At 66.4% G+C, this 13,735-nt stretch carries 11 protein-coding genes; 8 read left to right on the forward strand and 3 right to left on the reverse strand.

Features of this window, described 5'->3' with window-relative positions; genetic code table 11:
• Positions 1-92 precede the first annotated feature (92 nt).
• Positions 93-2,339 (forward strand): TonB-dependent receptor, encoded by a 2,247-nt coding sequence (locus tag SFA35_RS11825; protein ID WP_320578980.1) that lies wholly within the window; start codon positions 93-95, stop codon positions 2,337-2,339.
• A gap of 52 nt (positions 2,340-2,391) precedes the next feature.
• Here the strand turns inward: SFA35_RS11825 and SFA35_RS11830 are convergent, their stop codons facing one another.
• A complete protein-coding gene (locus SFA35_RS11830; RefSeq protein WP_320578538.1) occupies positions 2,392-3,576 on the reverse strand; it encodes an MFS transporter in 1,185 nt (394 codons plus the stop codon).
• Positions 3,577-3,726: 150 nt separating this feature from the next.
• On the opposite strand from SFA35_RS11830, the gene SFA35_RS11835 reads away from it, so the two are divergent.
• The gene (locus SFA35_RS11835) at positions 3,727-6,237 is read left to right on the forward strand and encodes an excinuclease ABC subunit UvrA (RefSeq protein ID WP_320578540.1); all 2,511 of its coding nucleotides are present in this window, start codon (positions 3,727-3,729) and stop codon (positions 6,235-6,237) included.
• A gap of 74 nt (positions 6,238-6,311) precedes the next feature.
• On the opposite strand, the gene SFA35_RS11840 is transcribed toward SFA35_RS11835, so the two are convergent.
• Positions 6,312-6,455 carry a hypothetical protein gene (locus tag SFA35_RS11840; protein WP_320578542.1) on the reverse strand — a complete coding sequence of 48 codons (144 nt, stop codon included), beginning with the start codon at positions 6,453-6,455 and terminating at the stop codon, positions 6,312-6,314.
• Between the two features lie 119 nt (positions 6,456-6,574).
• On the opposite strand from SFA35_RS11840, the gene SFA35_RS11845 reads away from it, so the two are divergent.
• The 3 genes from SFA35_RS11845 to SFA35_RS11855 are packed head-to-tail and all read left to right on the forward strand — an operon-like array spanning position 6,575 to position 9,466.
• Positions 6,575-7,375 carry a glucose 1-dehydrogenase gene (locus tag SFA35_RS11845; protein WP_320578545.1) on the forward strand — a complete coding sequence of 267 codons (801 nt, stop codon included), beginning with the start codon at positions 6,575-6,577 and terminating at the stop codon, positions 7,373-7,375.
• Positions 7,368-9,212: a glycoside hydrolase family 15 protein gene (locus SFA35_RS11850; protein ID WP_320578547.1), complete on the forward strand. Its 1,845-nt coding sequence runs from the start codon at positions 7,368-7,370 to the stop codon at positions 9,210-9,212. The genes SFA35_RS11845 and SFA35_RS11850 overlap by 8 nt, the downstream gene beginning before the upstream one ends.
• 29 nt (positions 9,213-9,241) lie before the next feature.
• Positions 9,242-9,466, forward strand: a complete 225-nt coding sequence (locus SFA35_RS11855) for a hypothetical protein (protein ID WP_320578549.1) — start codon at positions 9,242-9,244, stop codon at positions 9,464-9,466.
• Positions 9,467-9,529: 63 nt separating this feature from the next.
• On the opposite strand, the gene SFA35_RS11860 is transcribed toward SFA35_RS11855, so the two are convergent.
• Complete coding sequence (locus SFA35_RS11860) at positions 9,530-10,189, reverse strand: M24 family metallopeptidase (RefSeq protein WP_320578551.1); 660 nt, start codon at positions 10,187-10,189, stop codon at positions 9,530-9,532.
• A 180-nt stretch (positions 10,190-10,369) separates the two neighbouring features.
• Between SFA35_RS11860 and SFA35_RS11865 the strand changes: the two genes are divergently transcribed.
• From SFA35_RS11865 to SFA35_RS11875, 3 genes are all read left to right on the forward strand, one after another.
• Entirely contained in the window at positions 10,370-12,097 is a 1,728-nt protein-coding gene (locus tag SFA35_RS11865; RefSeq protein WP_320578553.1) for a cytochrome c biogenesis protein DipZ, read from the forward strand.
• 106 nt (positions 12,098-12,203) lie between these two features.
• Complete coding sequence (locus tag SFA35_RS11870; protein WP_320578555.1) at positions 12,204-12,467, forward strand: hypothetical protein; 264 nt, start codon at positions 12,204-12,206, stop codon at positions 12,465-12,467.
• Between the two features lie 282 nt (positions 12,468-12,749).
• Positions 12,750-13,457, forward strand: a complete 708-nt coding sequence (locus tag SFA35_RS11875; RefSeq protein WP_320578557.1) for a TetR/AcrR family transcriptional regulator — start codon at positions 12,750-12,752, stop codon at positions 13,455-13,457.
• Positions 13,458-13,735: the final 278 nt, after the last annotated feature.

Below are 13,735 nucleotides of genomic sequence, written 5' to 3' on the forward strand. Positions count from 1 at the left end.
GCGCTTACGCCAGCCACGCGCAGCGAGGAGTCGACTCATCCCGAGGAACACCGATGAATCCGTATTACCCGCGCTGCCTGGCCCTGGTCGCCATGCTGCCAACCTGTCACCTGGCGGCCGCCGAGAGCGGCAGCGACACCGCGACCACCCTGCAGGCCGTCACGGTCGAGGCCCGACGCCGCAGCGAAGATGCCCAGCAGGTGCCCACCGCCATGAGTGTGCTCAGCGGCCAGACCCTGGAAGCACAACGGCTGTATCGCCTGCAGGATCTGCAGCAGGCGATGCCCAGCCTCAACGTCGCCTTCATGAACCCGCGCCAGGCCAGCCTGTCGATCCGAGGCCTGGGCAACAACCCGGCCAGCGACGGGTTGGAGGGCAGCGCCGGGATCTATCTGGACAACGTCTACCTGGGCCGTCCCGGCATGGCCGTGTTCGACCTGCTCAGCGTCCAGCAGATGGAGCTGTTGCGTGGCCCGCAAGGCACGCTGTTCGGCAAGAACACCACGGCTGGCGTCTTGAACATCAGCACCCGCCAGCCCAGTTTCACGCCCCAGGGCAGTGTCGTCAGCTCCCTGGGCGAGCACGGCTATGTGCAGAGCCAGGCCAGCTTCTCCGGCCCGCTGAACGACAGCCTGGCCGGGCGCATCGACCTGTACCGCAGCCATGAGAACGGCTACGTGACCAACCAATACAACGGCAACACCCTGGGTGGCGGCATGCGCCAGGGCGTGCGCGGGCAGCTGCTGTTCAAGCCCGACGAGGACTTCAGCCTGCGCTGGATCGGCGACTACAACGAGGAAGACTCCAGCGCCGGCACCCGCTCGCTGTTCAGCACCGGGCCGCTGATCAACGGGGTCAACCGCTACCAGCAGCGCGCGGCCGCGGTGGGCGCGACGCTGGTGGACGGGCGGCGAGTCAACCTTGACGCCGACCAGAGCATCAAGGTCTACCAGGGCGGCACCTCCCTGGAGGCCAACTGGCGCCTGCCCAGCGACTTTCAGCTGACCTCGATCAGCGCCTGGCGCTGGTGGGATTTCACCCCGCGCAACGACGACGAGCTGAACGTCGACGTGATGCACAATGTCGGCCAGTCGGCCCGCGACCAGCAGTTCTCCCAGGAGCTGCGGCTGGCCTCGCCGCTGGGCGAGCACTTCGACTACGTACTGGGCGCCTACTACTTCCGCCAGCTGATGGACAACAAGGTGTTCACCTATTACGGGCCGCTGGCCGACACCTGGAACGGCACTGCGCAAGGGGCCTTGAACGACGTCACCAGCATAGGCAATGGCAGCGTCGACACCGACAGCTTCGCCACCTTCGCCCAGGGCACCTGGCATTTGACCCCGCAGCTGGATTTCAGCCTGGGCGTGCGCGGCACCTACGAGCGCAAGCAGTCGACGGTTACCCGCAACGCGCCGGCAGGCGGGGCGCCCGTCAGCGCTGCGGCGGCGGCAGCGCGCCTGGCCCGCGCCGGTGCCTACGACTCCGGCGACCTCAGCCAGTACAGCTTCAGCCCGTCGCTGCTGGCCAGCCTGTCCTGGCACATCAGTGAGCAGGTGCTGGGCTACGCCTCGCTGGCCCACGGCGAGAAGTCCGGTGGGGTCAACCTGGGGGTTGCCAGCGCGCCGGTGGCCGGGGCCGACTCCCTGCTGATCGGCAGCGAGCGGGCCAACGACGCCGAGCTGGGGATCAAGACCACCTTGCTGGACCAGCGCCTGCTGATCGACGCCAACCTGTTCTGGACTCAGGTCTACGGCTACCAGGCCAACGCCTACGACGCCGCCAGCCAGGCCAGCTACCTGACCAACGCCGGCACCGTGCGCAGCCGCGGCCTGGAGCTGGACAGCAGCTGGCGGCCGGTGCGCGGCCTGACCCTCAACGCCAACGGCTCATGGAACGATGTGCGCTACCTGTCCTACGACAGCGCACCATGCCCGGCCGAGGTCGCGTTGCAGGCCGGCGCACCGGCGTCCTGCGACCTTAGCGGGCATGCGGTGGTGGGTGCCTCGAAGTGGATCTTCAACAGCAACGCCAGCTACCAGTGGAATCTGGCCAACGGTCTGCAACCTTATCTGAACGGCAGCTATGCCTGGCGCTCCCACGCCGTCGGCACCCTCGACGACTCGCGCTACGCACAACTGCCGGGCTATGCGCTGGTCAACCTGAGCACCGGGCTGCGCGGTGATCTGGGGCAGGGGCAGTGGGATGTCTCGCTGTGGCTGAAGAACGCCTTCGACAAGACCTACTACACCACCCTGTGGAACTCGCCCAACGGCGCCTACACCGGCGTGCTGGGCACCCCAAGGACCCTGGGCATGACGGCCCGGTACGACTTTTGAAGCCCGCTCTTTTTTGCAAGCCAGCGCTGGGAGCCAACTCACCGGAGCCCGCTCAAAGCGTCGAATCCGCCGCCGGCCTTTGCCCCAGCCACCAGGTCAGCCCCAAGCCGGCCAGGGCCAGTAGCGAGGCCAGCAGGAAGATCCAGCCATAGCCCAGGTGCAAGGCTACCGCCCCCATCATCGGCCCTGCGATGGCCAGGGCCAGGTCGAAGAACACCGCATAGGCCCCCAGCCCCGCGCCACGGCTGGCGGCCGGCACGCGGGCGATGGCCAGTACGCCGAGTGCCGGGTACACCAGCGACAGCCCGAACCCGGCCAGGCCGGCACCGAACAGCGCGGTCAGCGGCGACGGTGCCAGCCACAGCAGCACCAGGCCGAGGGTCTCCATGCTCATGCAGCTGATGGCCACGCTGAAGCCGCCAAAGCGGCTGATGGCGTTGATGAACACCAGCCGCGAGATGATGAAACACAGGCCGAAACTGGTCAGGCACCAGGCCGCCCCGACCCAGCCGCGGTCCAGGTAATACAGGGTGATGAAGGTGGTCAGGGTGCCGTAGCCGATGGAGGCCAGGGTCAGGCTGAGGCCGAACGGCGCCACCCGGCTGAACGCCGCCCAAAAGGGCAGGCGCTCGCCGCGCAGCACCGGCACGGCCTTTTTATCCCGGATCAACCACAGCGCCAGCAGGGCCAGCACGCTCAGGGCGATACCCAGGGTATTGAAACCCGCCGCGCCGACCATCAGCACCCCCAGCGGCGCGCCGAGGGCGATGGCGCCGTAGGAGGCAATGCCGTTCCAGGAGATGACGCGGGCGGTCTGCTCGCTGCCGACCAGGCCGATGCCCCAGCTGATGGTGCTGACACCGATCAGTCCCTGGGAGGCGCCGAGTACCAGGCGGGCGATGATCAGCAGGCTGAGGCTGGCATCGGGCAGGCTCTGCAGCAGGGTCGAGAGCAGGGTCAGCGCGCCGCTCGCGGCAATCCCGGCCAGGCCCACCACCACCGCCTTCTTGGTGCCCAGGGTATCGGCGGCGCGGCCGGCACCAGGGCGGCTGATCAGGGTGGCCAGGTACTGCGAACCGATGGTCAGGCCGGCGATCATCGGGCTGAAACCCAGCTGGTCGTGCACATACCCCGGCAGCACGGCGATGGGCAGGCCGATGCAGAAGAAGGCGATGAAGGTGTAGAAGACGATCGAGACGATTTGCAGGGTGACGTTGTGTTGTGTGTCTGCAGTCATGGGGGCTTCGCTGGCCTGGGAGGTTGTCGTATGACCACATCCTAGCTGAAATTATCGGCGGCTCGAGGTTGCCCGGGGCAATCGGGGCAAACTTTGCACGCACCCCCGGGTCGGTTATAAGACTCTTTCTATCAGGCCACCGACTTTTCCATGAAACCCAGCCCCCCAGCATTGCCCGGCTATGTGCGGGTTCGCGGCGCTCGCGAACACAACCTCAAGAACGTCGACGTCGACATTCCCCGCGATGCGTTGGTGGTGTTTACCGGCGTATCCGGTTCGGGCAAGTCTTCGCTGGCTTTCGGCACCCTGTACGCCGAGGCGCAGCGTCGCTATTTCGAATCGGTGGCGCCCTATGCCCGGCGCCTGATCGACCAGGTCGGCGTACCGGCCGTGGACAGCATCGAGGGCCTGCCGCCGGCGGTGGCCCTGCAGCAACAGCGCGGCACGCCGAGCACGCGCTCGACGGTGGGCAGCGTGACCACCCTGGGCAGCCCGGTGCGCATGCTCTACTCGCGGGTCGGCGAGTACCCGCCCGGGCAGCCGCTGCTGTACGCCGAGGACTTCTCGGCCAATACGCCCCAGGGCGCCTGCCCCGGTTGCCAGGGCCTCGGGCGGGTCTATGAAGTCACCGAGCAGACCATGGTGCCGGACGACTCGCTGACCATCCGCGAGCGCGCGGTGGCCTCCTGGCCACTGGCCTGGCAAGGGCAGAACCAGCGCGACATCCTCGTGACCCTGGGCTACGACGTCGACATCCCCTGGCGCGACCTGCCGAAAAAGGACCGCGACTGGATTCTCTTCACCGAAGAGACGCCCACCGTGCCGGTGTACGCCGGCCTGACCCCGTCGCAAACCCGCGAGGCGCTCAAGCGCAAGGTCGAACCCAGCTACCAGGGCACCTTCACGGGTGCCCGTCGCTACGTGCTGCACACCTTCAGCCACTCGCAAAGCGCCTTGATGAAAAAACGCGTGAGCCAGTACATGATCGGCGCGGACTGCCCGCTGTGCGCGGGCAAGCGTCTCAAGCGCGAAGCCCTGAGCGTGACCTTCGCCGGCCTGGACATCGGCGAGTTCTCGCAGCTGCCACTCAACCGCGTGGCCGAGCTGCTGACACCCATCGCCGAGGGCCACGGCGACAGCGCGCTGGCCCCGGAGAAACGCTTGGCCGGCCAGCAACTGGCGGCCGAGCTGCTGCTGCGCATTCGCGTGCTGACCGATCTGGGCCTGGGCTACCTGGCGCTGGAGCGCAGTACACCGACCTTGTCTTCCGGCGAGCTGCAGCGACTGCGCCTGGCCACCCAGCTCAATTCGCAGCTGTTCGGCGTCATCTATGTGCTCGACGAGCCGTCGGCCGGCCTGCACCCGGCCGACGGCGAGGCGCTGTTCGACGCCTTGGCGCGGCTCAAGGCGGCCGGCAACTCGCTGTTCGTGGTCGAGCATGACCTGGAGACCATGCGCCGTGCCGACTGGCTGGTGGACGTCGGCCCGGCCGCCGGCGAGCATGGCGGGCAGGTGCTGTACAGCGGCCCGCCGCAGGGCCTGCGCAAGGTGCAGGCGTCGCGCACACGGGTGCATCTGTTCGCCGAACAGCAAGCCGTGCAGCGCACGCCCCGGCCAGCTGGCCAGTGGCTGGCACTGAGCGGGGTCAGCCGCAACAACCTGGAGAACGTCGACGCGGCGTTCCCTCTGCACTGTTTCACCGCCGTCACCGGGATTTCCGGCTCGGGCAAATCCAGCCTGGTCAGCCAGGCCTTGCTGGAGCTGGTGGGCGAGCGGTTGGGGCAGGCACCCTCGGCGCCGGAGGCCGACGACAACCCCTTGCAGGAAAGCGCACCGCAGACCCGCTCGGGCGCCATCACCGCCGGCATGGAGCACATCCAGCGCCTGGTGCAGGTGGACCAGAAGCCCATCGGCCGCACGCCGCGCTCCAACCTGGCCACCTACACCGGCCTGTTCGATGCGGTGCGCAAGTTGTTCGCTGCCACGGACGCGGCCCGCGAGCGCGGCTTCGATGCCGGGCAGTTTTCCTTCAACGTGGCCAAGGGGCGCTGCCCGGCGTGCGAGGGCGAGGGCTTCGTCAGTGTCGAATTGTTGTTCATGCCCAGCGTCTATGCTCCGTGCCAGACCTGCCACGGCGCGCGTTACCAGGCGCAGACCCTGGAGGTGCAGTGGAATGGCCGCAACATCGCCCAGGTGCTGGACCTCACGGTCGAGCAGGCCTGCGCCTTCTTTGCCGAAACGCCCAGTGTGCTGCGCGCCCTGACCGTGCTGCGCGACATCGGCCTGGGTTACCTGCGCCTGGGCCAGCCGGCCACCGAGCTCTCAGGCGGCGAGGCGCAGCGCATCAAGCTGGCCACCGAGCTGCAGCGCAGCCAGCGCGGGGCGACCCTGTACGTGCTCGACGAGCCGACCACCGGACTGCATCCCAGCGATGTCGACCGGCTGCTGGTGCAGCTGAACACTTTGGTGGATGCCGGCAACACGGTGGTGGTGGTCGAGCACGATATGCGCGTGGTAGCCCAGTGCGACTGGGTGATCGATATCGGCCCGGGCGCCGGGGAAGACGGCGGCACCGTGGTGGCGGCGGGGCAGCCCGAGGCCGTGGCAGAAGTAGCGGCGTCGCGTACGGCGCCGTACCTCAAGGCGGTTCTGCAACACTAGAACAGGCTTGCGGCCTGACAGCACCACGGCTGACGCCCGTGATCAAACCCGGAGCGGGCAGAGCGCCGATGCGTTCAGCGCCCCGCCTGCTTCGGATCGGCCGGCGTGCCCGGCCTTTGCTGCTCGCCCTGCTGGTTGAGCTGCTTGTGCTTCTCGCCGACCTTGCCGGCGTTGGCCGGTTGGTCCTTGAGGTCTTCGCGTTTGGATTCTTGTGTCATGGTCGGCTCCTTTCAAGTGGCCTGTAAAACTTGGGCAACCGCAATTGCCGAAGGTGCCCTGAACTCCCGCCGCCACCCCTAGTCAGTCTCTAGAGACCCTTATGGAGACAATGGCGCACATGCACATCTCACTCGACAAGCAAGTAGCGCTGGTCACCGGGGCCAGTTCCGGGCTCGGTGCTGCCGCAGCCAAAGGCCTGGCCGCAGCGGGCGCTGCGGTAGTGATCAACTACAACGCCCACGCCGAACCCGCTGAACGACTGGCCGAAGAAATTCGCCAGGCTGGTGGCAAGGCCATCGCCGTGGGCGCCGACGTGTCCCAGGAGGCGGACGTCGAAAAGCTTTTCGCCAAGACCCTCGACACCTTCGGCGCCCTCGACATCCTGCTGGCCAATTCAGGGATGCAGAAGGACGCCGCCACCGTCGACATGACCCTGGCCGACTGGAACAAGGTGCTGGAAGTCAACCTGACCGGGCAGTTCCTCTGCGCTCGCGCCGCCCTGCGCCAGTTCGCCAGCCAGGGGCCACGGCCCTGGGTGTCGCGGGCTGCCGGCAAGATCATCCACATGAGCTCGGTGCACCAGCTCATCCCCTGGGCCGGCCACGTGAACTATGCGGCCTCCAAAGGCGGCATCGACCTGTTGATGCGCAGCATCGCCCAGGAAGTGGGCGAGCAGCGCATCCGCGTCAATTCAATCGCCCCCGGGGCGATCCGCACCGCGATCAACAGCGCCAACACCCAGGGGGAAGCCGAGCGCAAGCTGCTCGAGCTGATCCCGTACGGGCGCATCGGCGAGGCCGAAGACGTGGCCAATGCGGTGGTCTGGCTGGCCAGCGATGCGTCCGATTACGTACACGGCACTACCTTATTCATCGACGGCGGCATGAGCCTGTACGCGGGGTTTCGCAACAATGGCTGATTCCAGCACTCGAGAATCGTTCGACCAGGAGCCGCAGAGCATCATCGAGGCCCACGGTGTCATTGGTGACATGCGCAGCGCGGCGCTGATTGCGGACACCGGCAGTGTGGACTTCTTCTGCTGGCCTGACTTCGACAGCCCATCGCTGTTCAGCGCCTTGCTCGACAGCCCCAAGGCGGGAATCTTCCAGCTGGCGCCGCAACTGGACGATGCCCGCCGATTGCAGGTGTACCTGCCCGATACCAACGTACTGCTGACCCGCTGGATCAGCGAAAGCGCCGTGGTGGAAATCACCGACCTGATGCCCATCGGCATCAGCGAGGACGACCTGCCGCGTCTGGTGCGGCGGATCGTGGTAATCAACGGCAGCGCCGACGTGCGCATGTGCTGCCGGGTGCGCCACGACTACAGCCGCGCCGACACCCGCGCCGGCATGGACGGCGACGATGTGTGGTTCGAAGCCGATCAGCAGCCCACCCTGCGCCTGGCCAGCACCCAGCCAATGCGCCTGGATGAGCACGCCGCCATCGCCGAGTTCACCCTGCAGGAAGGCGAAAGCGCCGAGTTCATCCTGGGCGGCAGCGAAGACCCGCTGGTCAAGGCCGGGCAGGGCAGCCAGTGCCTGACCGACACCTTGGCGTTCTGGCGTGACTGGATCGGCAAGTCCAACTACAACGGCCGCTGGCGCGAGGAGGTCAATCGCTCGGCGCTGGCGCTCAAGCTGCTGACCTCGCGCAAGCACGGCGGCATCGTCGCCGCCGCCACCTTCGGCCTGCCGGAAACCCGCGGCGGCGAGCGCAATTGGGATTACCGCTACACCTGGATCCGTGATGGCTCGTTCACCGTCTACGCCTTCATGCGCCTGGGCTACACCAGCGAGGCCAATGCCTTCGTGCAGTGGGTCCGCGAGCGGGTCGGCGCCTGCTGCGAGGAACAGGCCAAGCTGGGCATCGTCTACAGCCTGCAGGGCGAGGAGAAACTGCCCGAAGCGACCCTCGACCACCTTGCCGGCTACGCCGGCTCGCAGCCGGTGCGCATTGGCAACGGTGCCTACAAGCAGCATCAGCTGGACATCTATGGCGAACTGCTGGACGCAGTGTACCTGGCCAACAAGTATGGCGAGGCGATCTCCCATGAAGGCTGGAAACATGTCATCACCCTGGTCGACCGGGTGTGCGAGCAGTGGCAGGAAAAGGACGTCGGCATCTGGGAGATCCGTGGTGCAGGGCGGCACTTCCTGCATTCGCGGCTGATGTGCTGGGTGGCACTGGACCGCGCCCTGCGCCTGGCCAACAAGCGGTCGCTGCCGGCACCCTTCATGCGCTGGGACGAGGTGCGCCAGGCCATCCACGATGATATCTGGAGCAATTTCTGGGACGCCAAGGCCGGCCATTTCGTGCAGAGCCTGGGCAGCCAGGAGGTCGACGGCGCCATGCTGCTGATGCCGCTGGTGCGCTTCGTCGGTGCCAGCGACCCGCGCTGGCTGGCCACCCTGGAGGTCATCGAGCGCGAGCTGGTGCGCGATGGCATGGTCTATCGTTACCGCAACGACGGCGTCAACAGCGACGGCCTGCAAGGCGAGGAGGGCGCGTTCACCGCCTGCTCGTTCTGGTATGTCGAATGCCTGGCCAGGGCCGGGCGCGTCGAACAGGCGCATCTGGAATTCACCCAGCTGCTGCGCTATGCCAGCCCCCTGGGGCTGTACGCCGAAGAATTCGACCGCCACGGCCGGCACCTGGGCAACACGCCACAGGCGCTCAGCCATCTGGCGTTGATCAGCGCTGCCAGTTTTCTGGACCGCAAACTCAGCGGCAAGGCGACGCAGTGGCAACCTTGAACACTTGGAAACTGCAAGAGGATAGCGTGATGACCGTGACCAACGAGCTGGAAAAAGAAGTCCTGACCCGCCTGCTGCATGCCGGCAGCGCTGGCCTGGGCAAGGAAGTGCTGGACAACTACCGCGGGCCGGAGCAGGTCGCGCTGTGCCTGCAGAGTCTGCAGGACAAGGGCTGGGTGCAAGGCAGCAGGGAGCCGCTGGAATACCCGATCAAGTTGAGCGCGGCGGGGGTCGAGGCGGCCAAGGCCCTCTGATTCGGGCGTCACTGGCCTTGCGGCCTTCCGGGGGGCTTCGCCCCCTTCCCTCCAGCCGCCCGCCTAGGCCAGCAGGTCCTCGTAGAACGCCCCATAGGCCCCACTCGGGTGGGCGATCTGGATTTCCAGAATCCATAGCCCAGGGTTGGGGTAGTGCTCGAAGGCACCCAGGTCGCCGCCGCGGTGGATCGCGTGGGGGAAGTCACTGACGCGGTGGCCCTGGATGTTCAAATTGAGTGTCCAGCCCATCGCCTGGGCTTGCTCCTGGGCGTAGCGGTACAAGGCCTGGCCCGGCACGCGCTCCTGCTGCCAGCGCGTCTGCACGCGCTCGAACAGCGTCCTGGCGGCATCGGCGCAGGCGCGCCTCTGCGGGTCGTTGCCGGTGGTGAAGGTCTGCCCGGCGTCACCCTCGTGGCCCTGCCACACGGCGCCCATGTCGATGAAGTAGATGTCATTCTCGCCCAGGGCCGGGTCGCCGTCCGAGCGTTCCTTGAAGGTCTTCAGGGTGTTGGCGCCGAAGCGCACCAGCAGTGGGTGCCAGATGCGCTGGGTGTCGAGCTCGGCCAGCACCTGCTTGCCCAGCTCGCGGGCCTCGGATTCGAGCATGCCAGGCTTGATGCGTTGCGCCAGGCGCTCGATGGCCTGCCAGGTCATGTGCTGGGCATGGCGCATGGATTGGATGTCGTAGGCCTCGCCAGTGGCTTCCTTGGGCTGTGCACTCACGGTGGGGGTCTCCTTGGGGGATGGTCGGATGGCTGAGGCGCTATAAATGTGACTATATAGCGAGTGCGGCGGCGCGATTATCACAAATTGTTTAAACGGCCGTGAGGACTTGCTCAACGGGCGCTCGCTAGGCTGCCAGCACATCACAACCCCGGTCACTCGAACAAGGTCCACCTCACCATGCTGCTCATCATTCTTGCCTACCTGGGCGGGGTTCTGACGATTGTCAGCCCATGCATCCTGCCTGTTCTGCCGTTCGTATTCGCCCGCACTGGCCAGCCGTTCGTGCGCAGCGGCCTGCCGCTGCTGGCGGGCATGGCCATCACTTTTGCGCTGGTGGCTTCGCTGGCCGCCGTCGGCGGCGCCTGGGTGGTGCAGCTGAACCAGTACGGGCGCTGGTTGGCGCTATTGTTCGTGGCGCTGTTCGGCCTGACGTTGCTGTTCCCGCAGCTGGCCGACCGCCTGACGCGGCCGCTGGTGGCCGCCGGCAGCCGCCTTTCCCAGGCGGCGGGCAACGACAGCCGCCCGCGGCCTGGCGCTTCCTTCCTGATCGGCGTGGCCACGGGCCTGCTCTGGGCCCCTTGCGCGGGTCCCATTCTGGGCCTGGTGCTTACCGGCGCGGCGCTGCAGGGCGCCAGCGTTGGCAGGACCTTGCTGCTGCTGGCCTACGCGGCGGGGGCCGCGACGTCGCTGGCGGTCGCCTTGCTGCTGGGCGGCAAGGTGTTCGCCGCCATGAAACGCTCCATCGGCGCCGGTGAATGGGTACGCAAGGCACTCGGCGCGGCCATGCTGCTGGGGGTGCTGGCCATCGCCACTGGGCTGGACACCGGCATCCTGGCCCAGGTCTCTAGCGCTTCGACCGACGGCCTGGAACAGAGCCTGGTGGACAAGGTGGTCGGGCGCAGGGACAACTCGCCGGTCGTCGGCGCCGACGGCCAGCTGCCCGTCGAAGGCCAGCTGCCGGACCTCTCCGGCGCGGTGCAATGGCTCAATTCGCCGCCGCTCAGCGCCGAGGCGCTCAAGGGCAAGGTGGTGCTGGTGGATTTCTGGACCTACTCGTGCATCAACTGCCTGCGCACCTTGCCTTATGTCACGGCCTGGGCGCAGAAGTACCGCGACCAGGGCCTGGTGGTGATCGGCGTGCATTCGCCAGAGTTCGCCTTCGAGCAGAACGTCGACAACGTCAAGGCGGCCATGGCCAAACTTGGCGTCCATTACCCGGTGGCCATCGACAACGGGTTCAAGATCTGGCGCTCGTTCGACAACCAGTACTGGCCGGCGCACTACTTCGCCGACGCCCAGGGCCGCATCCGCTTCCACCATTTTGGCGAGGGCAACTACGCCGAGTCCGAGCGGGTGATCCAGCAGCTACTGCGTGAAGCCGGGCAAAAGGATGTCGCCAGCGACCTAGTCAAGGCCGACGCCAGCGGTGTGCAACAGGGCACGGACGCCGGCGACATGCAGTCGCCGGAAACCTACATCGGCTATCAGCGGGCAGAAAACTTTGCCTCCAGCCCAGCCGCCAGCGCCGACCAGTCGGCCACCTACCAACTGCCCGCCCAATGGCAACTGAACCAGTGGGGCCTGCAGGGCCAGTGGCGGGTGGGCGGCGAGCAAGCCATGCTGGACGGCGCCGGGGGCCGCATCGCCTATCGCTTTCACGCCCGCGACCTGCACCTGGTGCTGGGCCCGGGCAGCGATGGCAAGCCGGTGCGCTTTCGGGTCAGGATCGATGGCCAGGCGCCGTCCCAGGCCCATGGCAGCGATGTGGCGCCGGACGGCAGCGGCACCGTCACCGAGCAGCGCCTGTATCAGCTGATTCGCCAGAGCGGGCCGGTGAGCGATCACACCTTCAGCATCGAGTTTCTCGACCCCGGGGTGCAGGCCTACGCCTTCACATTTGGCTGATGCCTGGCCAGGGTCGCACCGTAACAGGGCGCTGAAACAATACCGGGCTTGCGATTTTGTGGCCCGGCATTATGATCAGAGGTCTGTTCACGTCCAGGAAAGCACTATGCTCCTGCGAGGCATCCAGCTCAGCAAGCCCCCCCTGCGCCGCCGCATGCTGCCCATGCTCGGCGTGGTGGTGATCGGCGCCACGTCCCTGTTCGTCGCCCATTACGTGTGGGGTCAGGTGTCCTATATCCACGGTCAACTGACGCCCAAGGGCACGGTGGTCAAGCCAGCGCCGCAGTGGACCGCCGACGAGCCCGGGTTGCGCCCGCTCGGCGAACAGGCCGATCTCAACGCCGGCGACTTTCGCCAGGCGAGGAACTGACGGGCGGTATTGCCGCCCGGGCTTGCATCACGAAGTTTTCACCTGAAGAGGCGTAGGTTTGATCCTGCTCCTTTGATATCCCCAGCCCGTGCCCCCATCACGGGCTTTTTTTTGCCTGCGATTTGGCCAGGGCTCGCCAGCAGGCGGGCCTTACCCTCATCGGCGACATGGTAGGCGTGCGGCTGCAAAACAGCGCTAGGTTATCGCTATATACCTTTGTATATTGCGCTCTGGATGCCTTCAGGGGCAGGCAATAACAGAGGCAATAACAAGAGTACCGCCATGTACATCATGCCGTTCCATCCACGCCTGGACGCCGACGGGCAGGGCGCCGCTCGCGTCCAGGGCCTGTTCGACTCGCTCAAGGCGTCGCCGGAGAAGGTTCGCGAGCAGATCCTCCTGGCAGCCGACGTGGTCTTCGCCAATGATGGCTACGCCGGCACCACCGTGCAGGGCATCGCTGTCCAGGCCGGATTGCCCAAGTCCAATGTGCTTTACCATTTCAAATCCAAGGACAAGCTCTACGCCCGGGTGCTTGAGCGCATCGCCGTGCCTTATCTGAAAGCCTGCTCGGCCTTCAGCGCCGAAGACGAACCGCTGCAGGCGCTGGCGCGGCACCTGCGGGCGATGATCCGGCTGTTTCGCGACGAACCCCATGCCGCCAAGGTGTTCATGGTGGAGCTGCGTGAAGGCGCGCCGCGCCTGCCCAGCCAATACGCCGACCAGTGGCGCGACCAGGCCAGCATCAGCGTGGGCTGCCTGGGCCGCTGGATCGAGCGCGGTCTGTTGGCACCCATGCACCCGCACTTTCTGCTGCTGTCGATCTGGTCCATGGCACAATCGTCGGTAAGCCTGGGGTGGCAGATGTCCGGCATCAGCCAGCCCAGCGTCGCGGCCATCGATCATGAAGCGGCGATCGAAACCGCGACCCGTCTGATCCTGCGCGGGTTGATCCCGGTCGAGCAACTGGCGCACCTGCCCGCCGCCTGAAGCTGAAGGAGTGGCAGTGCCACCTCACCGCGAATTTTCCGGCGCCAAACTATCTGGACAGCGGCAGGCCGGCGCCTGGCCAGTTGCAGGACAAGGCCGACAGCTGATTCACTGCCAGTTGCCCAGCCATCTGTGTCAAGATGTACAACAAGCTGTTACCCGATAGAGTTGAAGCGGTGAACGAGGTTGCCGATAGAGATCATAGCGGCCGAATAACGGCATGCGGATCTCGATGAATTGAGACGTCCTGGGCCAGGAACGCCCCATCATCAACAGTG

Source organism: Pseudomonas sp. HR96 (genome assembly GCF_034059295.1).
In the GTDB taxonomy this organism is placed as follows: Bacteria; Pseudomonadota; Gammaproteobacteria; order Pseudomonadales; family Pseudomonadaceae; genus Aquipseudomonas.